Here is a 26,330-nt window from a genome sequence, read left to right as displayed (position 1 = left end):
CCAAGGCACTATGCAAATCAGACTAGCCAACCCCCGCGGCTTCTGCGCCGGGGTAGACCGAGCCATAGAAATCGTCAACCGGGCCCTGGAGGTCTTCGGTGCGCCAATCTACGTTCGCCACGAAGTCGTCCATAATAAATACGTGGTAGACGACCTCCGCAACCGCGGCGCCATCTTCGTAGACGAACTGGAAGAGGTTCCGGACGACACCCTGGTCATCTTCAGCGCCCACGGCGTCTCCCAGGCGGTGCAGAAAGAAGCCGCCGACCGTGGCCTTAAAGTCTTTGACGCCACCTGCCCGCTGGTCACCAAGGTCCACATGGAAGTCATGCGCTACAGTCGTGACGGCCGCGAGTGCATACTCATTGGACACCAGGGCCACCCGGAAGTCGAGGGCACTATGGGCCAGTACGACCGCAGCAACGGCGGCGACATCTACCTGGTGGAAAACGAGGCGGATGTGGCCAGCCTTGAGGTCAAAAACCCTGAGGGACTGTCTTTCGTTACCCAGACCACCCTGTCCATGGACGACACCGCCCGGGTTATTGATGCGCTTCGGGACAAGTTCCCGCAGATAGAAGGCCCCCGCAAGGACGACATCTGCTACGCCACCCAGAACCGCCAGGACGCCGTCAAACAGCTGGCCGGCGACTGCGACCTCATGCTGGTGGTAGGCTCCCCCAACAGCTCCAACTCCAACCGCCTGCGGGAACTGGCCGAACGCATGGGCACCCCGGCCTACCTTATCGACGAGGCCGCCCAGATCGACCCGGCGTGGCTGGAAAACTGCACCGTCGTCGGCGTAACCGCCGGCGCCTCTGCCCCGGAAGTCCTGGTCAACGACGTCATCAAACGCCTCCAGGACCTGGGCGGCACAGCCCCCGAGGAAATCGCCGGACGGGAAGAAAACATCGTCTTCTCTATGCCCAAGGAGCTACGTATCGATGCGGTGAACGTTTAGGCAGCCCCGGCCTGCCTGAACCTTCAACCCCAGCCTGCCAACCCGGGCTTGCGGGCCCCCGTTCACCCAGGCTCACCAACTCCTCCGTTCACCCAGACTCACCAACTCCCCGGTTCACCCAGGCTCGCCTATCCCCCCGTTCACCTTGAGCCTGATTTCCCCTGTTCGCCCCGGGCTTGCGCGCCGCCGTTCACCCAGGCCCACCAACTCCCCGGTTTACCCAGGCTCGCCTACCCCCCCGTTCACCCTGAGCCTGACGAAGGGTGGGATGACAAAACAGCCCCTCCCAGACAAACTCAGAATCAAACGAAGCCAGTGATGCCTTTCAAACGCTCCTCCAACCAGAACCAACGTCCTTCTTCGTTACCCATGCCTGCCATGTGATCCAGATCACGCCCAAACCCTAACCCCAACCGCTTATCCGCCAACTAAAACCGCTCATCGCCTGGCTATAGATGGCAAAATGGACGGCGGTTAATCTTTTGGTAAGTCATGATGGAAGTGGTCTATGCGCGGAAGACATCGAAGTTCCGGTTTTACGCTAGTCGAGTTAATGATCACGCTCGCTGTGCTTGCAATTATCCTGTCCATTGGCGTGCCGTCGTTCAGGACCCTGATGGAAAACAACCGGGTCACCTCACAGGCCAACACGCTGTTGAGTGCAGTGAACCTGGCGCGAACAGAGGCGGTCAAGCGCGGCATAGAGGTGACCTTGAAGCCGGAGCCGGGTGGTTTTAGTGATGGCTATTGCGTAGTCGTAGGGGCGGCAGGCGATCATGCAGACTGCGAAGCGGCGGAAACGGCGAACGACCTTGTCCGAACGTTCGAAAAGCCGGGCGCTCTGACGTTGGCTGACAATGGATTTGCAGGCATCAGTTTCGATGGCCGAGGATTCCGCTCAGATCCCGCTGTAGGCGCTGCTGACCCAGAAATAACGCTTCAGCCCGATTCGTGCTCGACAGGTGATTTAAGGCAACGGAAGCTGGTTGTATCCAATGGAGGGAGGGCATCAGTGATGACGGGGGAGGCGTGTACATGAGGCGTTCGTTTACTTCCACGGCTGTACACCCTGACACTGCCTCTGCTAAGCAGGCCGGCATAGCGTTAATCGAAGTGCTCGTGTCGGTTTTGATCCTTGGCGTGGGGCTCCTTGGTATTGCGGCGATGCAGTCCGTATCCAGTCAAATGACCAACGGCGCCGAGCAGCGTACCCAGGCAATTCTCCTGACCTATGACATGCTGGATCGAATCCGCGCGAACGGGGGCAGTGTGGCTGGCTATGACGGCACCGAGATTAAGCCAGAGGATGTTAACTGTGCCACGGATTTTGCCTGGGACAACACGAAAAGCGTTGTCGATAACGATATTGCTGAGTGGGGCAACCAACTCGCCTGTGTTCTGCCTGAAGCCACGGGCAGGATCTTTGTTAATGCCGCAAACGGAGCAGTCACAGTATGGGTTGACTGGAAGCGACAAGATCCCGATGGGCAACCAGTTGCTGCGACTTCGATACTGTAGGAGTTATGGTGATTTCTGGTGTATGGAAGCAGGCTGAAGAGGTGGCGTATCCTGTTGGTTGATCACCGCGACGATCACAACCAACAGAGGAACGATACGCCATGTCCAAGTCTAACCTGCACGCTCTTTCACAACCAGAGGTAGCCACCAACGACCCGCTGCACGAGCTGATCCAGCAGGGTGCGCGTGATCTCATTGCACAGGCTATCGAGACCGAGCTGGACAGCCTGTTGAAGCAGCATAAAGACCTCAAGGCACCTGATGGTCGCAAGGCGGTGGTGCGCAACGGACACTTGCCCAAGCGCACCGTTCAGACCGGCGTGGGCGACGTCGAGGTCCAGGTGCCCAAGGTCCGGGATCGCAGCGGTTCCGGCATCCGGTTCAACAGCCAGCTACTGCCGCCGTATCTGAAGCGGGCCCGGAGTCTGGAGGAGTTGATCCCCTGGCTCTACCTGCGCGGGGTTTCATCAGGTGACTTCCAGGAGGCCTTGAGCGCCCTGGTTGGCGAGCAGGCCAAAGGGTTGTCGGCGAACACGGTCTCTCGGCTCAAGGCGAAGTGGCTTGATGAGCACAAGGACTGGCAGCGCCGGGACCTGAGCCAGAAACGCTATGTGTACTGGTGGGCAGACGGCGTGTACAGCAACGTCCGCTTGGATGACCGACTCTGCCTGCTGGTGATCATCGGCGTGACCGAGCATGGTCACAAGGAGCTGGTTGCTGTTGAGGACGGCCACCGGGAGTCCGAAGCCAGCTGGCGAGAGCTGCTCACGGACTTGCGCGAACGTGGCCTGGAACCTTCGCCCAAGCTGGCTGTTGGTGACGGTGCATTGGGCTTCTGGAAGGCCCTGAGCAAGGTATTTCCGGACACACGCCATCAACGGTGCTGGGTTCACAAGACGGCCAACGTGCTGGACAAGCTGCCCAAATCGGTGCAGCCGAAGGTGAAGTCAGCCTTGCATGAGATCTACCTGGCCGAGACTCGTGACAGCGCCCACAAGGCTTTTGACAGCGCTTTGCGGCGGTTCCGGGACAAGTACCCCAAGGCCATGGAAAACCTGGAGAAGGATCGTGATGAGCTGCTGGCCTTCTACGATTTTCCAGCGATTCACTGGATTCACTTGCGGACGACCAATCCGATCGAATCCACCTTCGCTACAGTACGGCTCAGAACCAAGCGGAGCCGATCCTGTGGCAACCGGGACACCACGTTATCGATGGTGTTCAAACTGCTCCAGTCCGCCCAGAAACGCTGGAAACGGATCAAGGGGTTCGACCAACTGAAGCTGGTCGTGGACAACGCTCAGTTTCGAGATGGTATACAGGTGGATGATCAATCTGACAGGAACGCTGCCTGATGGTCATACACCAGATTTGACAATAACTCATACTGTAGAGGGTGTGATGGTTAAACGAGCCAATTTCGTTCACAGAACCCGAATGGCGGGTCTCTCGCTGGTCGAGCTGATGATCGCCCTGTTGCTGGGGGTGATCCTGACCCTTGGTGTTACCCAGGTGTACCTGGGAACAAGTCAAACCTATCGGCTTACCGATGGCATTGCGCATGTGCAGGAGACCGTTCGCTTTGCGACTTCAATGTTGCAGCGGGAACTTCGCAGTGCGGGCGGCATGAGCTGTTTGCCTCCGAACAGCATTGACGAAGACGGTAACCCGGACCCTTTGTTGCTCGACAGCAAGCTACAGGGTGATACAGCAGCTTTCCTGGGGACCGGTATCACTGGTTGGGAGGCGAAGGGTACCGGCGTTGGCGATTCGCTTACTATCAGTAGTACCGTCGCGACGAGTTGGGGGGATTGGGCGCAAGGGGTTGGGGGAGACAGCCTGCCTGGTGACCTGGCGGACGAAGACGCCAAACTGATTACGGGCTCCGATGTATTGGTGGTCGATTCGTTCACTAACTTGCCCATTGTCATTGAAGGATACAGCACGGGTAACCTCAAAGTTGCCAACGCATCCAACATCCCCCAGGGGAGTATCATTCTGGCTATAACCCCGGGGTGTGGCGGGGGGGAGCTCTTCCAGAAGGCTAACTCACCCAATGGTAAGTCTATCCCGATGGCAGGCTCTGGCTTTACTCCTGGTAATGAACCAGGCAGTAAATTCTTAAGGGAATATGAAGACGGTTCGAGGGTGGCTCAATTCACCAGAAAGGCCTACTACGTCGCTGAAGGTGCCAGCGGTGTCCCTTCACTGTTTATACGTAGTTTGGTTCCGGGTGTCCCTGCGCAGGAGCTGGTCGAAGGTATCGAGTCCATGCAGGTGGTTTATGGGCTCAAGGGTGAATACAAAACGGCGGATGAAATTGAAGCCAAGTCCTGGCTGGATGTTAGCAGCGTTCGTATCGCGTTTATTGCTCGTAGCGCAGGTAATGCGAACAGTGAGGATATTACCCGTACGTTCAACCTGGTGGGTACGCAAGCCACGACCCCCACGGACAGGCTGGCCCGCGTAGTGGCTTCGACCACCATTGGCCTGAGGAATCGGATGCAATGATAAAGACACCGCGAACCCCGGCCGTCGGTGGTGAGTCCGGCAGTGCCCTGATCGTTTCCCTGGTAATGCTGCTGCTGATTTCCCTGATCGGCATCAGCAGTATGCAAGGTACGGTTTTACAGGAGCGGATGAGCTCAAACCTCCAGGATCGCAACATTGCCTTTCAGGCCAGTGAGAGCGCCCTGAAGGTTGGTGAGGACTGGTTGGCAGCTAACCCATTGGCTGCACTCACAAATGAGCGTCTCGACAGCCCGGCAACATGGGCCGGCGGTGGAGACAACATCCTTCCCGTGATTGTCGGAGATGAGCAGCTTGTATCCCAGCCAAAATATTATGTGGGCTGGCTTGGCGATTACTGTCCGCCGTCTCCTGAAGGTTCATTACCTTGTTATGACCGGTTCGCCGTAACGTCTCGCGCTGAGGGTGGTACTTCAACCTCGGTGGTTATTCTACAGTCTACGTTTATGCCTAAACCTTAGCTGAAAGTGGCGGTCAGTCAGCTTTCCAGTTGAGTCAGGAGATTAGCCATGGCACAGGTCCAAAACAGAATAAAAGCTTTAATCGGCAAGAGGTCAATGCATTGCCTTGCCTCTTGCATCGCCACCGTTTTGACACTGAATTCCGCACTGGCTGATCCAGTCGATATTGCCGATATCCCGCCATCTTTGAGCGCTGGTGTTGAGCCGAATATCATGTTCATCATCGATGACTCGGGGTCTATGCAGTTTGAGTTGCCTGAGAGCCCTTATACTTCCAGTACAGATTACCTTTTCCCCCCCGTTTCTGATATGTACGGGCAGAATATATACGAGAACAATATTTTCGATTTCAGTGATAATAATCCAAGAAATCGATATTTCCGGTCAAATCACAATAACCCGTTTTTTTACAACCCGGAAAAGACCTATGAGCCCTGGTATAAGGGAGACAGGTCACAATGGCCAGATTCTGATCCGACCGCTGCCCCCTATTTCCCGGGTTTGACAAACTCCGCTACACTGGATCTCACTACCGAGCAAAGTTACAATCGGTGGGTGGAGCATGATAGTGGCAACGATTATGACTATGAAAGTGATTCGAAAAATTACTGGCCCATTACCTATTACGTTCTGAAAAACGGTGGTGATGTATGGGATAGGGATAGTTATTATCGGTACCAAATCCGGGATAAAATAGCATACCGAAAAGACCTTGCTGCAGGGGATGGGGGTGAAGAGTCGGTATCAACACTCCAGTTCGGAAATGCCCCTGCAAGAAGCGTTGAGGACGAAATTCAAAACTTTGCCAACTGGTTTTCCTATTATCGTTCGAGGACCTTGGCTGCACGCTCTGGTATAGGTAATGCCTTCTCGCAACAGCCTGAAGGAATGAGAGTAGGATATGGACGTCTTAACAAAGGCAGTTCCACTGTTGATGGCGTTTCCACTCGTACCATTGTGAATGGTGTGCGCTCATTTAAGGGTAGTGATCGAGAGCAATTTTTCACCAGCTTATACACTGATAAAACGCCGAATGAAGGTACACCATTACGATTGGCGTTAAAGCGAGCTGGTGAATACTTCGAAAGGACGGATAACCGGGGACCGTGGGGCGCCGAGCCTGGGGAAAACAATTCTTCAAAGCACCTTGAATGTCGGCAGTCATTTACGATCCTTATGACAGATGGCTACTGGAGTGGCAACAGCCCGAGTGTGGGTGATGTCGACGGTAGTGATGGCGATGCTATCGATGACTATGAAGGTTATAAAGCGGCTGCACCCTTTGAGGACAGCCATTCCAATACACTTGCTGACGTAGCAATGCACTACTGGAATCGGGATCTCCGGCCGGACCTGGATAACAAGGTGCCGACCAGCGGGGTCAATCCTGCCTTTTGGCAACACATGGTTACGTTTGGTGTGGGTCTCGGTGTAAGCGGTACCATCAATTACCCTGGCTCAGATCCGTTTGCTGAAATCGGAAAAGATAACCCCAGTTTTACCTGGCCAGACCCTGACGACAGCGAACCTGCTAAAGTAGATGACCTACTGCATGCAGCTGTAAACAGTCGTGGTGGTTTTTTCAGTGTTGATGATCCGGACAGCTTTGCGACTGAACTGTCTGATGTTCTGTCAGTAATCATTAGCCGGGTTGAACAATCCGCCACCGCAGCCGCAGCCAGTTCGGCAGTGTTCAGCGAGGGCTCGCTCAGCTATTCGGCAGGCTACCGCTCAACCGACTGGAGCGGCGCACTGCAGGCAAGCCGTATCCTGTCCGGAGGCGGCCGTGGCCAGCTCATGTGGGATGCCGAGCGGGAACTGGAATCCAAGGGCTTCAACAACCGAAAGCTCTTCACCCACACCGGGACCGGTGGCGTAACGTTTGATTACGATAACCTTTCGTCGGACCAGAAGGATGCACTGGACACAGCGCTGGACGGAAGCGCCGACGACCTGGGTGCGGACCGGGTCAGCTGGTTGAGTGGCGATACCAGTGCTGGTGAGAACTTCCGGGAACGTACGCACAAGGCGGAGGGTAGCTCCGTTACCCGTCCGCGCATGCTGGGGGACATTATTGGTTCCAACCCCCAGTACGCCGGCAAGGTCAATTTCGGCCACCGGCGTTTGGGAGGTACGGAAGGCACGGCCTACGCCACTTTCCGCGCCAGTGAGGACTATCGCGAACGCCCGGACGCCATCTATGTGGGGGCGAACGATGGCTTCCTCCATGCGTTCCACGCGAAAACCGGTTCAGAGCTGTTTGCGTACATGCCTGGTGAATTCCTGAACCCCGCACCCGGTAAAACCTATGCGGCGGTCAACGAGTTGATGGATCCGGAGTATGACCACCGCTTCTTCGTGGATGGCACGCCGACCATCGCCGACGCCTATGTCGGTGGAGAATGGAAGACCGTCCTTCTTGGTACCACCGGTGTCGGCGGCAAAACCGTCTTTGCCCTGGACGTGACCGACCCCCAAGACTTCTCTTCCAGTGATGTACTCTGGGAGTTTACCGATCCAGAACTGGGGCGTGGTGTCAGCGATGCCCAGATAGTGCGTCTCGATACCGGAAAGTCGGTTGCTGTTTTTGGTAACGGTTACAACTCCACATCCCACGAAGCCGCGCTGTTTGTCGTGGACCTGTCGAACGGGACTTTGCTCAGCAAGGTCAGCACGGGTGCGGGCGATGCCGACGATCCGAACGGCCTCGCCACCCCGGCGATCATGGTAGACCCTCAAACGGGTGAGGCCATTCGGGCATACGCAGGGGATCTCCAGGGGAATATCTGGCGGTTCAATCTTGAAGGCGGTGCTTCCAAGCCCGACCTGCTTTTTACGGCTACCAATGCAGCAGGGGAGGCACAGCCCATTACTGCAGCGCCACGACTGGCCTATGTGCCTGGTGGTGATGCCTCTGAAGTCATTGTACTGTTCGGCACCGGCGCCTATTTCCGTACCGGTGACAAGAGTGACCTTCGGGTGCAAAGTCTTTACGGCATCTATGATGACGGCAAGGCAAAATCAGTCGCCCGGAAAGACCTCCTGGAACAGGAGATCACCAGTCACAAAACGGTGGAGTACACCGTCAAGGCAGGCGCAACATCAGAGCTGCAGGATGTTGTGCTCCGCACGGTTTCGGACAACGCGATTGGTGACTCACACAAGGGTTGGGTACTCGACCTGGATGCGGTCAGTGGCGAGCGGGTGGTCAGTCTGGCGGCCTTCCCGTCCGGCTATCCGGTGAAGCGGGTTCGTTTCAGCACTTTGATTCCCGAGAGCAATGCCTGTGGCTCCGGCCAGACTGGCTGTGTGCTGGATATTGACGTAAAAACCGGCGGCAAGACTGCCGATCACGTGTTCGATCTCAACCGGGATGGCAAGTATGACCTCAGTGATGCTGCTGAATCCGACATCGTGAACGGTGTATGTGAGGTTCTCAGTGGTGAGCGCATTACTGTCATATCCGAGAACGGCAATGACCGGGTCCTGGACTCCGAAATAGTGGAGGTCGGTGACGACTATGACGGACCGGTAGTCGATCCGGATCCTCAGGATCCCGGCGACGACGATCCTGATGACCCCGCACCGGGGCAGGAGCCGCCTTGCACCGGTCCGCTGTGCATCGAAGGTAACGATATGGGATTCGGTCGCCAGAACTGGGAAGAACTGCGGTAATAAGCAGGAAGGGGACACCCTGTCCCTTTCCTGCTTTGTTTTATCACCAGCTACCTTGATTTAGGGCAGAAGTAATGAGGCAAGTCAGCAACCGGGGGTTTACCCTCATCGAGCTCATGATCGTAGTGGCCATTGTCGGCATCATTGCTGCCGTGGCTTACCCCAGCTATCAGAGTCATATTGAAAATACTCGTCGGACAACGGCCCAGGCTGACCTGATGGAATTGGCCCAGTTCATGGAGCGGCAGTACACCAACGGTTACACCTATCGCCCGGGCAATGTCAAACCTACTTTACCCTTCACGACCCAACCACGAAACGGTGGTGCAGCTTTCTATAACTACGGTTTTGATAGCATCGCCGACGACAGCTTTGTACTGCAGGCTAACCCGGTTGGTGGCCAGGCCGGAGATGACTGCGGCTGGCTGAGAGTCGACGAAACCGGCTCCAGGACCAGTGAGTTTGGAGACCCGGACTGCTGGAGGTAGTCAGGGTCGGGCGCTCCGGGTGAGGTCGTTTGATAGCCCTTAGCGGCATGCTCAGGCATTTGAACAGGACACAGGGCTCCCGCCACTGTCTTCAATCACGCCATCACTATCCTTATCCTGTGCCCAACGAGTCCTACCGTTCATTGTGAAGATCAGCCGACGTATCGCGGTGGGGGTCGTGTTTTCGTCTCTTGGGCAATAGGTGAGATTGCCCATAACACCTGGGCTGAAGCCGAGCCCGTTGAACCGGACCATCTTCAGAAAGCCTGGCTTTGCTTGCAGCGTGCCTGCAGGTATTTCCGGCACTGTCAGCAGGATGTTTTCTGAGGCGTTCCGGGTGCCATCACCGTTGCTGTCGGCAAAACTCATCAACTCCTGGTTCCAGTCTGATGTGCACGCCCCGGTGTCCTTGTCCAGAGGGCAGAGTACAACGCTCTCGCCGCGTTTGATGGCTTCCGCACGGGTAAACTGGATTGCCCGGTAGATTTGCCGGGTGACGGATTTCGCCTGGTTGAGCTCGATCAACTTGCCGCTTGCTGGAACGGCAATGGAAATAATGATGGCCAGAACGACCATGGTGATGAGCAACTCTAAAAGGGTAACCCCAATCTGGCTTGCTGGTCGGTGATTCACGCCGTGTCCTCCGTTGACATGGTTGTAACCCGACCTCGACCTGGGCGGGCGTTACCTTAATGTCACGGTGGCTTCATGGCTGTAGGAGATCGGCCAGACCCGATGTAAGTGAGCGTGGTTAATCTACTCCATCCCCAACTTCTTCAACCGATACCGCAAAGCCCGGAAACTGATCCCCAGCCGCTTGGCTGCGGCGGTTTTGTTCCATCGGGTTGCTTCAAGCGCTCTCTCAATCGCCTGGCGTTCGATGGTTTCCAGGTAGTGTTCAAGGTCTATTTCACCATCAGGCAAAGGCGGTAACCCTTCATCTTTGTCGGTTCCACTGGCTTCCGGTGCCTGTTGCTCCTGGTGCAGGTCGACCGGCGGCGTGCCTATGTGCAGGTCATCCGTATCGATCACTTCCGAGTCACACAGGGTAAATGCCCGCTCCAGGATATTCTCCAGCTCCCGGACATTGCCCGGGAAGACGTAGTCCTTCAGATAGTTCAGGGCAGCGTGGCTGAGCCGCGCGGGAGGACACTCGTATTCACGGGCGATGCGTTCGAGGATGTGGTTGGCCAGCAGCGGGATGTCATCCGGACGTTCCCGCAGTGGCGGCACGGCCAGTTCAATGACGTTGATGCGATAGAACAGGTCCTGACGGAAGCTGCCGTCTTTGACCAGTTCCGGCAGGTTCTTGTGGGTGGCGCTCAGAATGCGGATATCCACCGGTACTTCCCGTGATTCGCCAACGGGGCGCACGGCTTTTTCCTGGATGGCCCGCAGCAGTTTCACCTGCATGGCCAGGGGCAGGTCGGCCACTTCGTCCAGGAACAGGGTGCCGCCACTGGCACTGCGGAACAGGCCGTCCTTGTTCTCGTTGGCGCCGGTAAAGCTGCCCTTGCGGTGGCCGAAGAATTCGCTTTCCATCAGTTCGGAGGGAATTGCGCCGCAGTTTACCGCCACAAACGGGGCTTCGCTGCGTGGGCCCTGCATATGGATCATACGGGCGACCAGCTCTTTACCACTACCGGATTCACCGCTGATAAACACCGGCGCCTGGCTTCGGGCGAGTTTCCGTGTCTGGCCGCGAAGGCGCTGGATTTCCCGGGAGTTACCCAGCAGCAGGCCGGGTTCGTCGGCCTGCTGGATCTCCTGTCGTTCCGGCTCCGACAGCTTCAGGGCACTGTTCACCAGTTCCCGCAGGCGGGGCAGTTCCACCGGTTTGCTGACAAAGTCGAAGGCGCCGGCCTTCAGGGCCTCGATGGCGGTATCCATGTTCCCGTAGGCGGTAATCACTGCCACAGGGGTTTCCGGTCGGTGCTCCTGGATCCAGGCCACCAGGTCGATGCCGTTGCCGTCCGGCAGGTTCATGTCGGTAAGGCACAGGTGGGCCGGCTCTGCCGCCAGCAGTTCACGCGCCGTGGCCAGGTCCGGGGCCGAGCGGGTAGCAATGCCCATGCGCACCAGGGTGATTTCCAGCAATTCGCGGATATCCGGCTCGTCATCCACAATCAGCGCGGTATGGGTGGTCATAGGGTTACATCCTTTCTGTTTTTCATATCAGTCGGCCGGACGGGGCAAAGGTGATCCGGAAACAACAGCCTTGCCCGTCGCCTTCAAGCAGGGCCAGGTGGGCCTGGTTGGTTTCGCAAAGCTCCCGCGCCAGGTAAAGGCCCAGGCCCGTGCCGCTCTTGTCAGTGGTGAAGAAGGGTTCGAACACCGAATGGCGGTGCGCTTCTGCAATACCGGGGCCCTGGTCTTCCACGTCGATGTAGGCTCGCTCGCCGTCACTGGTGGCGCTGGCCCGAAGGGTGAGGGTGGCCGTTCCGGTGTGTCGCTTGCTGTAGCGTAGTCCGTTGTCGCAAAGGTTCGTCAGCACCTGTTCGATCTGGCTTTTGTCGAACCGGGCGGCGGGCAGGTCAGGGGCCAGGTCCAGGGTGATCGTGGGTGGCTCGCCGTTGTGGTGGCTGGTGGACTGCTGATAGTCCCGGACGAAGTCGGTGAGCCACTGGTCCAGGTCAATCAGGCGGGCATCTGCCTGGCGGCGGCGGGACAGGTCCAGCACGTTCTCGATAATGCCGTTTACGCGGACCGAGTGCCGCTGGATGATGTCCAGCATGCGCTGATCGGGCTCAGCAATGTCGCCTGACTCGCTCATTAACTGCGCTGCGTGGCTGATGGCGCCGAGGGGATTGCGGATCTCGTGGGCAATCCCGGCAGTCAGCCGCCCCAGTGACGCAAGTTTCATTTGCTGGGCCTGCTGGGTGACCTTGCTGAGGTCTTCGATGAACACCAGTACCAGGTCGCTGCTCTCTTCATCCAGGCGGGTAAAACTTGCCTGGATCATGGGCGATGCCGGCTGTATCTGGCAGGGTTCGGGTCGTTTCCGGGGGTCCTTTTGCCAGGCTCCCAGGCCTTCCAGTAACGCTACTGGTAACACACGGCTCTGGTGCCCACGGTACCCGGTGATGCCGAACAGCAACTCCTCGGCGGCGGCATTGGCAAGGCGGATTCGGCCATCCTGGTCGGTCACCACGATCCCTGTACGCATGCGCTGGATGATCTGCTCGTTGATCTTTTCCAGCTCGATGATACTGCGGGCCCTGGAGTCTGCCAGGGCTTCGCTGCGCTGCATGCGGCGGGTAACCGACTGGAGGATCAGTGCAGCGCCAAAGTAGAGGATACCCAGTGAGCCCGCCCTGACAATGTTGTCTACGCTGTCCCCGTGCACCATGACACCCCACCCGGCGACAGTAAGGGAGCAGATGGCTGCGAGGGCGGCATAGAAAATCCCCATGCGGCTGGGGGTCAGGATGTTCCCCGCTGCCACCGAAATAATGATCAGGTTGGCCAGGCCGTTGGTGATTCCGGAGCTGCTGAACAGCAAAAGATGAATAACCAGGATGTCCAGCAACACCGACAGGGTGATCTGGCGCTGGCTTGGGTTAAGCCCACCCACCAGCATCAGTCCGATGCCGATGTTGAGCATCAGGTAGCCCAACACACCGACCTGGTAATAGGCCGCCAGGCGCAGGGGCTGGTTAAGTTGGGTCGGGTCCACAAACAGCAGCCCGGTCAGCACCAGGCTGATCACAATCCGGTACAGGTTGTACACCCGGAACAGCCGGCGGGACTGGGTAGGTGCTCCCCGTCGGTCAATCCGGCGGGTCGTGCTGGCCATGTCGACAGACGGGTCGCTCAAATGGGGTCTCTCTGCAGTCTGGCAGTGGGTTAAAACGGCCTTCCATGAGTGACTGCGGCAGCAATCCCTTTATTACACCGCGCAGACTCCTATAATAGCCTTTTCACAGCAACAGGTTACAGGAGCGGGCGCATGTCTCAGCAGCCAGGGTCAACAGCAACAGGCCAGACCGCACGGAAACTGACCGTGGTCATGGCGCAGATGGATTTTCTGGTTGGTGATATACCCGGCAATGCCCGGCTGGTCATTGATGCGGTCCGCAGGGCTGAGCGGGAGCATAGCGCAGATCTGGTTGTGTTTCCGGAACTCTGCCTCACCGGTTACCCGCCGGAGGACCTGCTGCTGCGTCCCAGCTTGGACCTGAGGGTAGCGGAGGCACTGGCGTCGTTACAGCAGGCAAACCTGGCTGCAGGCTGTATTATCGGCGCCCCGGTGCGGCAGGGGGGCTTATTGTATAACGCCGCTGTGCTGATCGATCAGGGTGAGATCGCCGCCACCTATTTCAAGCAGTTCCCCCCCAATTACCAGGTGTTTGATGAAAAACGCTATTTTGCGGCCGGCTCCGGCCCCTGTGTCGTTGATTTCCGGGGCGTGCCGATAGGGCTGACGGTTTGTGAGGATATCTGGAGTGATGGCCCGGCAGAGCAGGCGGCGGAGGCCGGTGCCCGGTTGCTGATCAACCTCAACGCCTCCCCCTACGATATCGGCAAGCAGGCCCGTCGCAAGGCGCTGTTGGAAGGCAAGGCCCGGGATAACGGGCTGGCCATCGTGTATGTAAACCTGCTCGGAGGGCAGGATGAGCTGGTCTTCGATGGTGGCTCCCTGGCCTACGATCATTCCGGCGCACTGGCGGTAGAGGCGCCCCAGTTTGATGAGGGGCTTTACCCGGTTGAGTTTATCTGTGATCACCACTGCCAGCCCGTATCCCGGCCCCGCCCGCCTGAGCCTTCCATGGAAGAGAACGTTTACAAGGCGCTGGTACTGGGTGTCCGCGACTATGTGAACAAGAACGGGTTCCGTTCGGTGGTGCTGGGCCTTTCCGGGGGTATTGATTCGGCGCTTACCCTGGCCATTGCCGTGGATGCCCTTGGTGCGGACCGTGTGCATGCCGTGATGATGCCGTTTCGCTACACCTCTTCCATAAGCCTGGAGGATGCGGAGGCGGAAGCGAAAGCACTGGGGGTGCGCTATGACGTGTTCTCTATTGAGCCTATGTACGACAGCTTTATGGCCGCGCTGGAAAAACCGTTTGCGGGCACCACGCCGGACACCACCGAAGAGAACTTGCAGGCCCGCCTGCGGGGCGTGCTGCTGATGTCTTTGTCCAACAAGTTTGGCTCACTGGTGCTGACCACCGGTAACAAGAGTGAGCTCGCCGTGGGTTATTCGACCCTGTATGGCGATATGGCAGGTGGCTTTGACGTGCTGAAGGACGTACCCAAGACCGACGTCTTCCGGCTGTCCCGCTACCGCAATACCATCAGCCCGGTAATCCCTGAGCGGGTAATTACTCGCCCGCCCTCGGCCGAGCTGGCGCCCGACCAGAAAGATGAAGACAGCCTGCCGGGCTATGATGTGCTCGACCAGATTCTGAACCTGTATGTGGAGCGGGATTTCAGCGCTGAAGCCATCATAGCGGAAGGTTTTGAGCGGCAGGATGTGGAGCGTGTGGTGCGACTGGTTGATATCAACGAATACAAGCGCCGGCAGGCCCCGATTGGAGTCCGCATTACCGAAAGGGGGTTCGGCAAGGACCGGCGTTATCCCATCACCAACGGCTGGAAAATCGGCAACTGAGCGGCGTGGTTCCGGGCGGGGTTATTCCCGCCCGAGCAGCCCGAAGGTCATCACGTTCAGCAACGTCCGGTTCTCAGGGGTAAGGTCACGCCCCTGGAAGCGCATGTTGTCGTCGAAGGCTTCGCTCTCCGGGTGGTTCACAGCCAGCAGGCGTACCGCATCCCTGGCTGCATCGTCCAGTTCCAGTGCCTCGTAGGTTTCCGCCATCAGGATCAGGGCTTCCTCGGTAGAAGGGGATTCAGGGAAATTCTCTACCACGTACCTGGCGCGGTTATTGGCGGCCATGTAAGCCTGGCGGCGGATATAGTAGCGTGCCGCGTGGAGTTCCAGCTCCGCCAGGCGATTGCGGATGGCGATCATTCTCTGGCGGGCGTCGGGGGCGTACTGGCTGTCTGGATAGCGATCAAGCAGCTGAGAGAAATCCTGGAAGGCCTGCCGTTGCTCACCCGGGTCCCGGTCGGTGGGGTCTACACCCAGGTAACGGGTTGCCAGTCCCACATCCAGGTTATAGGACGCCAGGCCACGCATGTACAGGGCGTAGTCAGCGTGCTCGCTTTGCGGGTTCAGGCGCAGGAAGCGGTCCGCCGCACTGCGGGCGCCTTCCAGGTCGAGGTTCTGGTGCCGGGCGTAGATCAGGTCCAGCTGGGCCTGCTCAGCGTAGCGGCCGAACGGGTAGTAGGTTTCCAGCTGGTCCAGGTTGCTCTCGGCTTCATTGAAGTTGCCGGAGTTCATGGCCTTGCGGGCGTTGTCGTAATAGGCTTCTTCCGGCAGAACGTCCTGTTCCTCCGGGGTTGACGCGCAGGCGCCCAGAATCAGAGTGGCGGCCAGCAATGTACAACGAAAACCTGATCTCATGCCTGAATCCCGTATAATGACTGATTACCGGTTATCCTTACGGATAACGGAAGTTGGCCATTGTAACGACCTTGTTTGCCATTGTGCAGTGTTTAAGCTGAACATGAGGTAAACAGGCCAATGCCCGAGGGGCATGGCTTGATAACATGGCTTGATAATACAGTGCCAGACTGACTATTCACCAGGTGCGCGCAAACCATGGCAACCCATGCCGGTTTCGATGATGTTTCAGCGCCCGTAACGGCCCGGGGCCAGTATGACCGAACATTCCCGAATACAAGCGTCTTTCGAGGTGCCTCACGAACTCTCTGATCGTCGCCTGGACCAGGCCGTGGCTGAGCTGATGCCAGAGCACTCCCGCTCCCGCCTGCAGGGGTGGATCAAGGGCTGCAACCTGACGCTTAATGGCAAGCAGTGCAAGCCTCGGGACAAGGTTATGATGGGCGACCGCATCGCACTGGATGCGGAGCCCGAAGTCCAGGTGGAATGGCAGGCCCAGTCCATTGAACTGGATGTGGTCTACGAAGACGAGCACCTGCTGGTCATCAACAAACCGGCGGGTCTGGTGGTCCATCCGGCCGCCGGCCATGCGGACGGGACCCTGGTCAACGCATTGCTGAACTATGCACCGGAGGTTGAAAACCTGCCCCGGGCGGGCATCGTACACCGGCTGGACAAGGACACCTCCGGCATTATGGTGGTGGCCCGTAGCCTGATTGCGCACACCTCGCTGGTGGACCAGCTGCAAACCCGCACCATGGGCCGGGAATACGAAGCCGTGGTGGTGGGCGAGCTGACGGGCGGGGCTACGGTGGACGCGCCTATCGGGCGTCACCCCAGGGAGCGCAAGAAGATGGCCGTGGTACCTACCGGAAAGCCGGCGGTGACCCATTACCGGCTGGTGGAACGATTCGCCGCCCATACCCACGTTCGCTGCAAGCTGGAGAGCGGCCGCACCCATCAGATACGGGTTCACATGGCCCATGTGCGCCATCCGCTGGTGGGGGATCCGCTATACGGTGGTCGGCTGAGGCTGCCAAAAGGAACCACCGATGAACTCAGAGAGGTCCTGGCGGCGTTTCAGCGCCAGGCCCTGCACGCCCGCCAACTGACCCTGGAGCATCCGGCAACCGGTGAAACCCTGAGCTGGGAGGTGCCCCTGCCGGAAGACTTTGAAAACCTGCTGGCCGCGCTGCGCAAGCACGCCCGGGAGCTGGAAAGCCGTGAGTTCTGATCTGCCGCTATTGCATCCGGACTGGCCCGCGCCGTCCGGTGTGCAGGCCCTGTGCACGACCCGGACCGGTGGGGTGAGCTCTGGCCCCTGGGAGTCACTGAACCTGGGTGACCATGTGGGTGATAACCACGGAGATGTGCTGGAGAATCGTCGGCGAGTGGCCCACTGGGCCCACCTGGAACCCGAAAACTTTCACTGGCTCCAGCAGGTGCATGGCAAGGATGTAGTCCTGCTGCCTGGCAGTGATCAAATGGCCGATGCCGCGGTGACCAGTGCCCCCGGGCAGGTCTGCGCTATTCTGACCGCAGACTGCCTGCCAGTACTTTTCTGTGAACAGGCTGGTACCCGCGTGGCGGCCGCCCATGCCGGCTGGCGTGGCCTTGCTGATGGCGTTCTGGAAAACACGGTTCGAATGTTTCCTGAATCCCGCGAGGTCATGGCCTGGCTTGGGCCGGCGATCGGGCCGGAGCAGTTCGAAGTGGGGCCGGAAGTGCGGGAGCAGTTTCTGGCAGACAGCCGCGAAGCGGACCGCTTTTTCACCATGTCGCCACAGCGGCCCGGCCATTTTCTGGCGGATATCTACGGACTGGCCCGGTTCCGGTTGGGGCGCCTCGGGGTGACCCGTATCTTCGGGGGCGGGTTCTGTACCGTTACCGAGTCGGAACGCTTCTTCTCCTACCGCCGGGATGGACAGACCGGGCGAATGGCCAGTTGTATCTGGCTGAACAGCTGACCCCCCGCGTTTGCCGTCACCCGGCCCTTTTCAGATGACGTCCGTCAATTTTCTGACACTTTCTTGCTCTCCTACCTTGAAGTCCGTCAACCAGCCCCTACATTCAATGTCAACGCAAACAGGATTGTCGCCGGTTAACCCCTGAAGGGTTGCGACATCCGGACATTGAATCGGGGACTATAAAACATGCGAATCGATAAACTGACCAGCCGACTGCAGACCGCCCTTGCGGATGCCCAATCCCTTGCGGTTGGCAAGGATCACAATTTCATTGAGCCTGTGCACCTCATGCAGGTGCTGCTGGACCAGGAAGGCAGCTCTATCAAGCCGCTGCTGAAGCAGGCGGGCGCCGAGCCAGGCCGTGTTCGGCAGGCTATCGCCCGGGAAATCGAAAACCTTCCGGAAGTGAAGGGCTCTGCCGGTGATGTCTCCATGTCCAATGATATGGGGCGCCTGTTCAACCTGGCTGACAAGCTGGCCCAGCAGCGTGGCGACCAGTTCATATCCAGCGAGTTGATGCTGCTGGCGGCGCTGGACAGTCGGGGCACCCTTGGTCGCGTACTGAAGGAGCAGGGCGTCTCCAAGGAAAACCTGGAGAAGGCTATCGACGAGGTTCGTGGTGGCGAGGCCGTCAACGATGCCGGCGCCGAGGAAAATCGCCAGGCCCTTTCGAAATACACGATCGACCTTACCGAGCGGGCCGAGGCTGGCAAGCTGGACCCGGTGATCGGACGGGATGATGAAATCCGCCGCACCATCCAGGTCCTGCAGCGTCGCCGCAAGAACAACCCGGTTCTGATCGGTGAACCCGGTGTCGGCAAGACCGCCATCGTGGAAGGCCTTGCCCAGCGCATCGTTAATGGCGAAGTGCCGGACGGCCTGAAGGACAAGAAGGTGCTGTCCCTGGATATGGGTTCCCTGATTGCCGGTGCCAAGTTCCGCGGTGAGTTCGAAGAGCGCCTGAAGGCTGTGCTCAACGAGCTGTCCAAGCAGGAAGGCCAGATCATCCTGTTTATCGACGAGATCCACACCATGGTGGGTGCGGGCAAGGCAGAGGGCTCCATGGATGCGGGCAACATGCTCAAGCCCGCCCTGGCCCGTGGCGAGCTTCACTGCGTGGGTGCCACCACCCTGGACGAATACCGGGAAAACATCGAGAAAGATGCGGCCCTGGAACGTCGCTTCCAGAAAGTGCTGGTCAGCGAGCCCTCAGAGGAAGACACCATTGCCATTCTCCGTGGCCTGAAGGAGCGCTATGAAGTTCACCACGGTGTAGAGGTCACCGACGGTGCCATTATTGCGGCGGCCAAGCTGTCCCACCGCTACATTGCAGACCGCCAGTTACCGGACAAGGCCATTGACCTGGTGGACGAGGCAGCGAGTCAGATCCGCATGGAGATGGACTCCAAGCCAGAAGCCCTGGACCGCCTTGAGCGGAGGCTGATCCAGCTCAAGATTGAGCGGGAAGCCCTCAAGAAGGAGAGCGATGCAGCGTCGAAAAAGCGTCTGCAGGAGTTGTCCGACGTCATCACCGGTGTCGAGCGGGAATACGCCGACCTCGAAGAGGTCTGGAATACCGAGAAAGCAGCGCTGCACGGGTCACAGAAGATCAAGAGCCAGCTGGAGCAGGCACGGATCGACCTGGAGAACGCCCGCCGGGCAGGGGACCTGGGCAAGATGTCCGAGCTGCAGTACGGCACGATTCCCGAGCTGGAGCGTCAGCTGGACATGGCCAGCCAGGCCGAGATGATGGAAATGAGGCTGCTGCGCAACCGGGTCACCGACGAGGAAATCGCCGAGGTGGTGGCCAAGTGGACCGGTATCCCGGTATCCAAGATGCTTGAAGGTGAGCGGGACAAGCTGATGCGCATGGAAGAGGCCCTCCATGAGCGGGTTATCGGCCAGGATGAGGCTGTCGAAGCGGTCGCCAATGCGGTGCGCCGTTCCCGTGCCGGGCTGTCAGACCCCAACCGGCCAAATGGCTCGTTCCTGTTCCTGGGGCCGACGGGTGTGGGCAAGACCGAGCTGTGTAAATCGCTGGCGTCTTTCCTCTTTGACACCGAGGAAGCCATGGTGCGTATCGACATGTCCGAGTTCATGGAGAAACACTCCGTCGCGCGCCTGATCGGCGCACCTCCGGGCTATGTCGGTTATGAGGAGGGTGGCTACCTGACCGAATCCGTTCGTCGCCGGCCATACTCGGTGCTGTTACTGGATGAGGTTGAAAAGGCGCACCCGGACGTCTTCAACGTCCTGCTGCAGGTCCTCGACGATGGCCGCCTTACCGATGGTCAGGGCCGTACCGTGGACTTCCGGAATACGGTGATTGTGATGACCTCGAACCTGGGTTCCGACATCATCCAGCAGAAGGCGGGTGAGGAGAACTACGAGGCCATGAAGGGTGCTGTCATGGAGGTGGTGGGTACCCATTTCCGTCCCGAGTTCATCAACCGGGTTGACGAAGTGGTGGTGTTCCATCCGTTGGCGGAGGGCCAGATTCGCGGCATTGCCAGCATCCAGATCCAGTCGCTCAGCAAGCGCCTGAAGGAACAGGATATGAGGCTGGAGCTCGACGAGGACGCCATGGAGTTACTGGCGGAAGTTGGCTACGATCCGGTCTACGGTGCACGGCCGCTGAAGCGAGCGATCCAGAGGATGATCGAGAACCCGCTGGCCCAGAAGCTGCTGCAGGGCGAGTTCGTCTCCGGCGACGTGATTCGCGGTAGTGTTCAGGATCACCAGTTGGTGTTCACCAAGGCTTGACCCGGGCGGGGCGTCACAAAAAAACGGGAGCTTCCGGGCTCCCGTTTTTTGTGGCCGGATAGACGGCGCGGGTTGGTTCAGGATTCGGAGCCGCCGTCGCAGGTTTCCTCGACAATGGCTTCGAACTCGGCGCGTTTTTCCTGGATTTCTTCCGGTGTGAGGTAACGCTGCTCGCCGTCGGCACCTATCACGCGGACACGGGCGTTGCTGTTGACCGCCTGCAGGTTTGCCCGGGCAGCGTCACAACGGGCTTGCCGCTGCTTGCGGCGGGCTTCCTCAACTGCGGTTTCCTTTTCGTTGCGCTCCCTGTCGGCCTGTCGCTCATCCAGCGCTTTTAGCTGTTCCTGGGGTGACTTGCGTTGCGGGCTGCTGGTGGCAGTGCCTGAGCGGACGTTGACGCGGTCTGCCGCGCGACCTACCGGCTCCCGGTCGCCAAAGTGCACCACGCCATTCTCGTCAGTCCATCGGTACACCGAATCGGCTGTGCTCAGGGAGGGGGCGAGCAGCGCTAGCAGGGTGACCAAAATAAGGCGTCGAGTCATGTCTGAAGTCCTTGAGGTAAAACTGGCGGGCCGGCCACGTCTGACCGACTATAACCCGTTCATTAAAGCGAATCATGCCATGGTGGGCAAAGGTTTTCCCGGTTCGGCGCCGAATGTGTGAACCAGCAGGCACCCAGGGACGGGACCGGGTTCCGGGGCAGGAATTGCAGCTTTTTTCCAGTTTGAGGGGGTAACGGCACCATTTCTATTGACAGATACATTCCCGCTGTCAAAATTACAGGTTGCCTGAAAGCAGGGGTCAATACGGCAGGCAATCCCGAGCAGTAACCCCCGTTGAATACCACACTGTACTTCCTGTACCCCGGGTGCAGGCGGTTGCCTTTTTGTATCAGCAAAGCGCTTATATCCTGGCAACCCGTTGACTGGCCCTGTTCCGGAACCCTCAGGAGCCGGGCTGTCCAGGAGACAACCTCTGTCAGACATGGTGTGGCGGAACGCCCAGGCCGGCCTTCAAAAGAGGCATGGCACGGGGCATCCAGGCAATTCGGGAGGATTCCCGTAACATTCACTCGTTTATAGAGGGTAAATCACGTGGAGTTATTGTCTGGTGCCGATATGCTCATCCGCTCCTTGCAGGATGAGGGTATAGAGTACATCTATGGCTATCCCGGTGGTGCAGCGCTTCATATCTATGATGCGCTGTTCAGGCAGGACAAAGTCAAGCACATCCTGGTGCGCCACGAGCAGGCGGCGGTCCACATGGCCGACGGCTACGCCCGCGCATCCGGTAAACCAGGTACCGTACTGGTGACCTCGGGTCCTGGAGCCACCAACACAATTACCGGCATTGCCACCGCCTTTATGGATTCCATTCCCATGGTGGTTCTGTGCGGACAGGTAGCGTCTACCCTGATCGGTGAAGACGCCTTCCAGGAAACGGACATGATCGGCGTCTCACGCCCGGTAGTGAAGCACAACCTGTCTGTGCGTCACCCGGAGGAGATTCCCGAAATTATCCGCAAGGCTTACTACATTGCTTCAACCGGCCGTCCTGGCCCGGTGGTGGTGGATATCCCCAAGGATATGACCACGCCGAACGAGCGTTACGAGTATGCCTTCCCGAACAAGGTCAAGCTGCGTTCCTATAACCCGGCGGTCCGTGGCCACACCGGCCAGATCCGCAAGGCCGTGGACATGTTGCTGGCCGCCAAGCGACCCATTATCTACGCCGGTGGCGGGGTCATCCTGGGCAAGGCCACCGAGCAGCTCACCGAGCTGACCCGGACCCTGGGCTACCCGATTACCAATACCCTGATGGGGATCGGTTGCTATCCGGCATCTGACAAGCAGCACCTGGGCTGGCTGGGTATGCATGGCACCTATGAGTCCAATATGGCCATGCACCACTCGGACCTGATCCTTGCGGTGGGCGCCCGATTCGATGACCGGGTCACCAATGCCACCGAGAAGTTCTGTCCCGGGGCACGCATCATCCATATCGACATTGATCCGGCCTCGATCTCCAAGACGGTAGAGGCGGACGTACCTATTGTCGGTCCGGTGGATGCGGTGCTGCGTGAGATGATCGGCATGGTCAAGGAGGCCAGGCAGGATCCGGACGCCGATGCCCTCAAGTCCTGGTGGAAGCAGATTGACGACTGGCGTGCCTTCCACGGCATGCGCTATGAAACCAGTGATGAGGCCATCAAGCCGCAGGAAGTGATCGAGATGCTGCACCGGCTGACCAATGGCGAGGCCTATGTGACCTCCGATGTTGGCCAGCACCAGATGTTTGCAGCACAGTATTACAAGTTCGACAAGCCCAACCGGTGGATCAACTCCGGTGGCCTGGGCACCATGGGCTTTGGCCTTCCGGCGGCCATGGGCGTCAAGCTGAACTATCCGGACGATGAGGTACTGTGCATCACCGGTGAGGGCAGTATCCAGATGAACATCCAGGAACTGTCTACCTGTAGTCAGTACGACCTGCCCGTCAAGATTATCAACCTGAATAACCAGGCGCTGGGCATGGTCAAGCAGTGGCAGGACATGAACTACGAGTCCCGTCATTCCCAGTCCTACATGGAATCCCTGCCGGACTTCATCAAGCTGGCTGAGGCCTATGGTCACGTGGGCATCCGTATTGAGCGCAAGGAAGACCTTGAGCCCAAGCTGAAAGAAGCCCTGGCCATGAAGGACAAACTGGTATTCCTGGACATCTATGTGGACCGGTTCGAGCACGTCTACCCGATGCAGGTGGCCCGTGGTGCCATGAAAGACATGTGGCTCAGCAAGACGGAGAGGGTGTGATCATGCGTCGAATCATTTCTGTATTGCTGGAAAACGAGCCGGGGGCCCTGTCCCGGGTTGTCGGGCTGTTCTCCCAGCGCAACTACAACATCGAGACCCTGACGGTTGCGCCTACCGAGGATGAGACCCTGTCCCGGCTGACGGTGACCACTACCGGCTCTGACAAGGTCATTGAGCAGATCACCAAGCAGCTCAACAAGCTGATCGAGGTGGTTAAGCTGGTGGATCTGACCGAGGGCGCCCATATCGAGCGGGAGCTCATGCTCATCAAGCTGAAGGCCACCGGTGCCCAACGGGCCGAGATCAAGCGCACCGTGGACATCTTCCGGGGCCAGATCGTGGACGTAACCAGTACCGTTTACACGGTGCAACTGGCGGGCAGAAGCGACAAGCTGGACGCCTTTATCCAGGCTGTCGGTACCACCGGTGTGCTGGAGGTAGTGCGCTCGGGTGTGTCCGGGATCGCTCGTGGCGAAAAAGTGCTCAGTCTCTGAGTGTTCCAGGTTTTTCATTCAGGCCCTGTGATGGCAGGGTCAAATCTAGACAGAGGTTACTATGCAGGTTTATTACGATAAGGATTGCGATCTTTCCATTATCCAGGGCAAGAAAGTGGCCATTCTCGGCTTCGGTTCCCAGGGGCATGCCCACGCGTGCAACCTGAAGGAATCCGGCGTGGATGTCACTGTAGGTCTGCGCCCCGGTTCTTCCTCCATCGCCAAGGCTGAAGCCTACGGCCTGAAGACTGCTGACGTACCGACTGCGGTTGCTGCAGCCGACGTGGTCATGGTTCTGACCCCGGACGAGTACCAGGCGGAACTGTACCAGTCCCAGATCGAGCCCAACCTGAAGGAAGGCGCCACCCTGGCGTTCGCCCACGGCTTTGCCATCCACTACAACCAGATCGTTCCGCGCAAGGACCTGGACGTGATCATGGTGGCCCCCAAGGCACCGGGCCACACCGTGCGTACCGAGTTCGAGCGTGGCGGCGGTATCCCTGATCTTATCGCCATCTTCCAGGACGCGTCCGGCAACGCCAAGAACCTGTCCCTGTCCTATGCCAGCGGCATCGGCGGCGGCCGCACCGGTATCATCGAAACCACCTTCAAGGACGAGACCGAAACTGACCTGTTCGGTGAGCAGGCAGTCCTGTGTGGCGGTACTGTGGAGCTGGTGAAGGCTGCGTTCGAAACCCTGACGGAAGCCGGATACGAGCCTGAAATGGCCTACTTCGAGTGTCTGCACGAACTGAAGCTGATTGTGGACCTGATGTACGAGGGCGGCATCGCCAACATGAACTACTCCATCTCCAACAACGCGGAGTATGGCGAGTACGTGACCGGGCCGGAAGTGATCAACGACCAGTCCCGTGAAGCCATGCGCAATGCGCTTAAGCGTATCCAGAGTGGCGAGTACGCCAAGATGTTCATCTCCGAAGGCGCGCTGAACTACCCGTCCATGACTGCCCGCCGTCGCCAGAATGCCGAGCATCCCATTGAAGTTGTTGGCGAAAAGCTGCGCTCCATGATGCCCTGGATTTCTGCGAACAAGATCGTGGACAAGGACAAGAACTGATCCCCGATCAGTCATTGACCTTTGCAAAGCGCGGCCCTGGTGGCCGCGTTTTGCGTTCAGGGGCTGCCCAATTTTTTGCGGCCGCCCCTTGGGGGGTATACTGACAACTTCATCCATTACGGAATCGGTTACATGAGCGACGAAAAGCACGACCCGAAAGTGGCAGCTACTGAGCGGGACGAAACGCTACCGGGAGAGGTGGAAGAAGAAGAGGTGGTCGAAGGAGCCCGGGTCAGGCGTCGGGGTATCTATCTTCTACCCAACTCACTGACTACGGCGTCGCTGTTTTCCGGATTCTACGCCATCGTTTCCGCGGCCAACGGAATGTTTGCCAATGCTGCCATTGCCATTTTTGTCTCCATGGTGCTGGACGGCCTGGATGGCCGGGTAGCAAGGATGACCAATACCCAGAGCAAGTTTGGTGAGGAGTATGACAGCCTGGCGGATATGGTGGCGTTTGGCGTGGCGCCGGGGCTGGTTGCCTTTTTCTGGTCTCTCAACAGTCTGGGCCAGGTTGGCTGGGCTATTACCTTTATCTACGTAGCAGGTGCGGCCCTGCGTCTGGCCCGGTTCAATACCCAGATCGGCTCGGTAGACAAGAAATACTTCGTGGGGCTGCCAAGTCCGTCAGCCGCGGCCGTGGTGGCTGGCCTGGTCTGGTGCTTCCACAGCTGGGAGCCCTCAGGGTGGCTGACTGCACTGACCATCGTGGTGGTCGGTGGCTCGGGGGTGCTGATGGTCTCCAATATCCTCTATAACAGTTTCAAGGACCTGGATATGCGTGGACGGGTGCCGTTTGCTGCCATCCTGCTTGTAGTACTGATGTTTGTCGTAGTGGCCCTGGATCCGGGTACTGTGCTGTTCAGTGCGTTCCTGATTTACACCCTGTCAGGACCGGTACGTTCGTTGTTCCGTCAGGGACGCCGCCATCCGGTTGAGCGTTGATTGTCCAGATCGATCGAAAACTGGCCGATGTGGTCGCCAAACCAGCGGTCTTATAGCGGCAAACCGAAATCCACATAAAAAAGTTCAAAAACGTCGTTGACAGAAATCGGTGGGGCTGTAGAATGCGCCCCACTTCGACAGGGAACGCCGGCGACGGCGGAACCGGAAG

Annotated in this window: 22 protein-coding genes; 17 read left to right on the top strand and 5 right to left on the bottom strand. The window is 58.5% G+C overall.

The genetic code is table 11. The features are described from left to right. Window positions 1-10: 10 nt before the first annotated feature. The 8 genes from ispH to MLC59_RS14745 all read left to right on the top strand — a co-directional run bounded on the left by ispH (window position 11) and on the right by MLC59_RS14745 (window position 9,632). Window positions 11-961, top strand: a complete 951-nt coding sequence (gene ispH / locus MLC59_RS14785) for a 4-hydroxy-3-methylbut-2-enyl diphosphate reductase (protein ID WP_248235692.1) — start codon at window positions 11-13, stop codon at window positions 959-961. A 508-nt stretch (window positions 962-1,469) separates the two neighbouring features. After that, complete coding sequence (locus MLC59_RS14780) at window positions 1,470-2,000, top strand: GspH/FimT family pseudopilin (RefSeq protein WP_248235691.1); 531 nt, start codon at window positions 1,470-1,472, stop codon at window positions 1,998-2,000. Then, window positions 1,997-2,479 (top strand): type IV pilus modification protein PilV, encoded by a 483-nt coding sequence (gene pilV, locus MLC59_RS14775; RefSeq protein WP_248235690.1) that lies wholly within the window; start codon window positions 1,997-1,999, stop codon window positions 2,477-2,479. Before MLC59_RS14780 ends, pilV begins: the two co-directional genes overlap by 4 nt. Before the next feature lie 101 nt (window positions 2,480-2,580). Then, on the top strand, window positions 2,581-3,834 hold the full coding sequence (locus MLC59_RS14770) for an IS256 family transposase (protein WP_248235689.1): 1,254 nt from the start codon (window positions 2,581-2,583) through the stop codon (window positions 3,832-3,834). Beyond that, a complete protein-coding gene (locus tag MLC59_RS14765) occupies window positions 3,806-4,990 on the top strand; it encodes a PilW family protein (RefSeq protein ID WP_248235688.1) in 1,185 nt (394 codons plus the stop codon). The genes MLC59_RS14770 and MLC59_RS14765 overlap by 29 nt, the downstream gene beginning before the upstream one ends. Further along, window positions 4,987-5,469, top strand: coding sequence for a pilus assembly PilX family protein (locus MLC59_RS14760; RefSeq protein ID WP_248235687.1), 483 nt, complete (start codon window positions 4,987-4,989; stop codon window positions 5,467-5,469). The genes MLC59_RS14765 and MLC59_RS14760 overlap by 4 nt, the downstream gene beginning before the upstream one ends. A 48-nt stretch (window positions 5,470-5,517) precedes the next feature. Continuing rightward, the gene (locus tag MLC59_RS14755) at window positions 5,518-9,144 is read left to right on the top strand and encodes a pilus assembly protein (RefSeq protein WP_248235686.1); all 3,627 of its coding nucleotides are present in this window, start codon (window positions 5,518-5,520) and stop codon (window positions 9,142-9,144) included. Between the two features lie 74 nt (window positions 9,145-9,218). Beyond that, complete coding sequence (locus tag MLC59_RS14745) at window positions 9,219-9,632, top strand: type IV pilin protein (protein WP_282451016.1); 414 nt, start codon at window positions 9,219-9,221, stop codon at window positions 9,630-9,632. Window positions 9,633-9,683: 51 nt separating this feature from the next. Here the strand turns inward: MLC59_RS14745 and MLC59_RS14740 are convergent, their stop codons facing one another. From MLC59_RS14740 to MLC59_RS14730, 3 genes are all read right to left on the bottom strand, one after another. Next, on the bottom strand, window positions 9,684-10,265 hold the full coding sequence (locus MLC59_RS14740; RefSeq protein WP_248235685.1) for a GspH/FimT family pseudopilin: 582 nt from the start codon (window positions 10,263-10,265) through the stop codon (window positions 9,684-9,686). A 123-nt stretch (window positions 10,266-10,388) separates the two neighbouring features. Further along, entirely contained in the window at window positions 10,389-11,780 is a 1,392-nt protein-coding gene (locus MLC59_RS14735; protein WP_248235684.1) for a sigma-54-dependent transcriptional regulator, read from the bottom strand. Between the two features lie 22 nt (window positions 11,781-11,802). Then, complete coding sequence (locus MLC59_RS14730; RefSeq protein WP_345799784.1) at window positions 11,803-13,449, bottom strand: sensor histidine kinase; 1,647 nt, start codon at window positions 13,447-13,449, stop codon at window positions 11,803-11,805. Window positions 13,450-13,581: 132 nt separating this feature from the next. Here MLC59_RS14730 and MLC59_RS14725 point away from each other — a divergent pair, with 132 nt between their 5' ends. Beyond that, window positions 13,582-15,246, top strand: coding sequence for an NAD+ synthase (locus tag MLC59_RS14725; RefSeq protein ID WP_248235683.1), 1,665 nt, complete (start codon window positions 13,582-13,584; stop codon window positions 15,244-15,246). Window positions 15,247-15,267: 21 nt separating this feature from the next. Here MLC59_RS14725 and MLC59_RS14720 read toward each other — a convergent pair whose 3' ends face one another. Next, window positions 15,268-16,101 (bottom strand): outer membrane protein assembly factor BamD, encoded by an 834-nt coding sequence (locus MLC59_RS14720; protein WP_248235682.1) that lies wholly within the window; start codon window positions 16,099-16,101, stop codon window positions 15,268-15,270. Window positions 16,102-16,357: 256 nt separating this feature from the next. On the opposite strand from MLC59_RS14720, the gene rluD reads away from it, so the two are divergent. The 3 genes from rluD to clpB all read left to right on the top strand — a co-directional run bounded on the left by rluD (window position 16,358) and on the right by clpB (window position 20,831). Beyond that, window positions 16,358-17,335 (top strand): 23S rRNA pseudouridine(1911/1915/1917) synthase RluD, encoded by a 978-nt coding sequence (rluD, locus tag MLC59_RS14715; protein WP_248235681.1) that lies wholly within the window; start codon window positions 16,358-16,360, stop codon window positions 17,333-17,335. Beyond that, complete coding sequence (pgeF, locus tag MLC59_RS14710) at window positions 17,325-18,068, top strand: peptidoglycan editing factor PgeF (RefSeq protein WP_248235680.1); 744 nt, start codon at window positions 17,325-17,327, stop codon at window positions 18,066-18,068. Before rluD ends, pgeF begins: the two co-directional genes overlap by 11 nt. Window positions 18,069-18,254: 186 nt before the next feature. Then, on the top strand, window positions 18,255-20,831 hold the full coding sequence (gene clpB, locus MLC59_RS14705) for an ATP-dependent chaperone ClpB (RefSeq protein ID WP_248235679.1): 2,577 nt from the start codon (window positions 18,255-18,257) through the stop codon (window positions 20,829-20,831). Between the two features lie 77 nt (window positions 20,832-20,908). On the opposite strand, the gene MLC59_RS14700 is transcribed toward clpB, so the two are convergent. Then, complete coding sequence (locus MLC59_RS14700) at window positions 20,909-21,373, bottom strand: DUF4124 domain-containing protein (protein ID WP_248235678.1); 465 nt, start codon at window positions 21,371-21,373, stop codon at window positions 20,909-20,911. Here MLC59_RS14700 and MLC59_RS19960 point away from each other — a divergent pair. The 5 genes from MLC59_RS19960 to pssA all read left to right on the top strand — a co-directional run bounded on the left by MLC59_RS19960 (window position 21,372) and on the right by pssA (window position 26,161). Further along, window positions 21,372-21,494 (top strand): hypothetical protein, encoded by a 123-nt coding sequence (locus MLC59_RS19960; protein ID WP_282451015.1) that lies wholly within the window; start codon window positions 21,372-21,374, stop codon window positions 21,492-21,494. The genes MLC59_RS14700 and MLC59_RS19960 overlap by 2 nt on opposite strands. Before the next feature lie 431 nt (window positions 21,495-21,925). Beyond that, entirely contained in the window at window positions 21,926-23,644 is a 1,719-nt protein-coding gene (locus MLC59_RS14695) for an acetolactate synthase 3 large subunit (protein ID WP_248235677.1), read from the top strand. A gap of 2 nt (window positions 23,645-23,646) precedes the next feature. Beyond that, on the top strand, window positions 23,647-24,138 hold the full coding sequence (ilvN, locus tag MLC59_RS14690) for an acetolactate synthase small subunit (protein WP_248235676.1): 492 nt from the start codon (window positions 23,647-23,649) through the stop codon (window positions 24,136-24,138). A gap of 61 nt (window positions 24,139-24,199) precedes the next feature. Continuing rightward, the gene (gene ilvC / locus MLC59_RS14685; protein ID WP_248235675.1) at window positions 24,200-25,216 is read left to right on the top strand and encodes a ketol-acid reductoisomerase; all 1,017 of its coding nucleotides are present in this window, start codon (window positions 24,200-24,202) and stop codon (window positions 25,214-25,216) included. A 132-nt stretch (window positions 25,217-25,348) separates the two neighbouring features. Then, entirely contained in the window at window positions 25,349-26,161 is an 813-nt protein-coding gene (gene pssA / locus MLC59_RS14680) for a CDP-diacylglycerol--serine O-phosphatidyltransferase (protein WP_248235674.1), read from the top strand. Window positions 26,162-26,330 lie beyond the last annotated feature (169 nt).

It is taken from the genome of Marinobacter bryozoorum (genome assembly GCF_023156245.1).
GTDB classification, from domain to species: Bacteria; Pseudomonadota; Gammaproteobacteria; order Pseudomonadales; family Oleiphilaceae; genus Marinobacter; species Marinobacter bryozoorum.
This window is presented reverse-complemented; position numbering and strand designations above follow the sequence as displayed.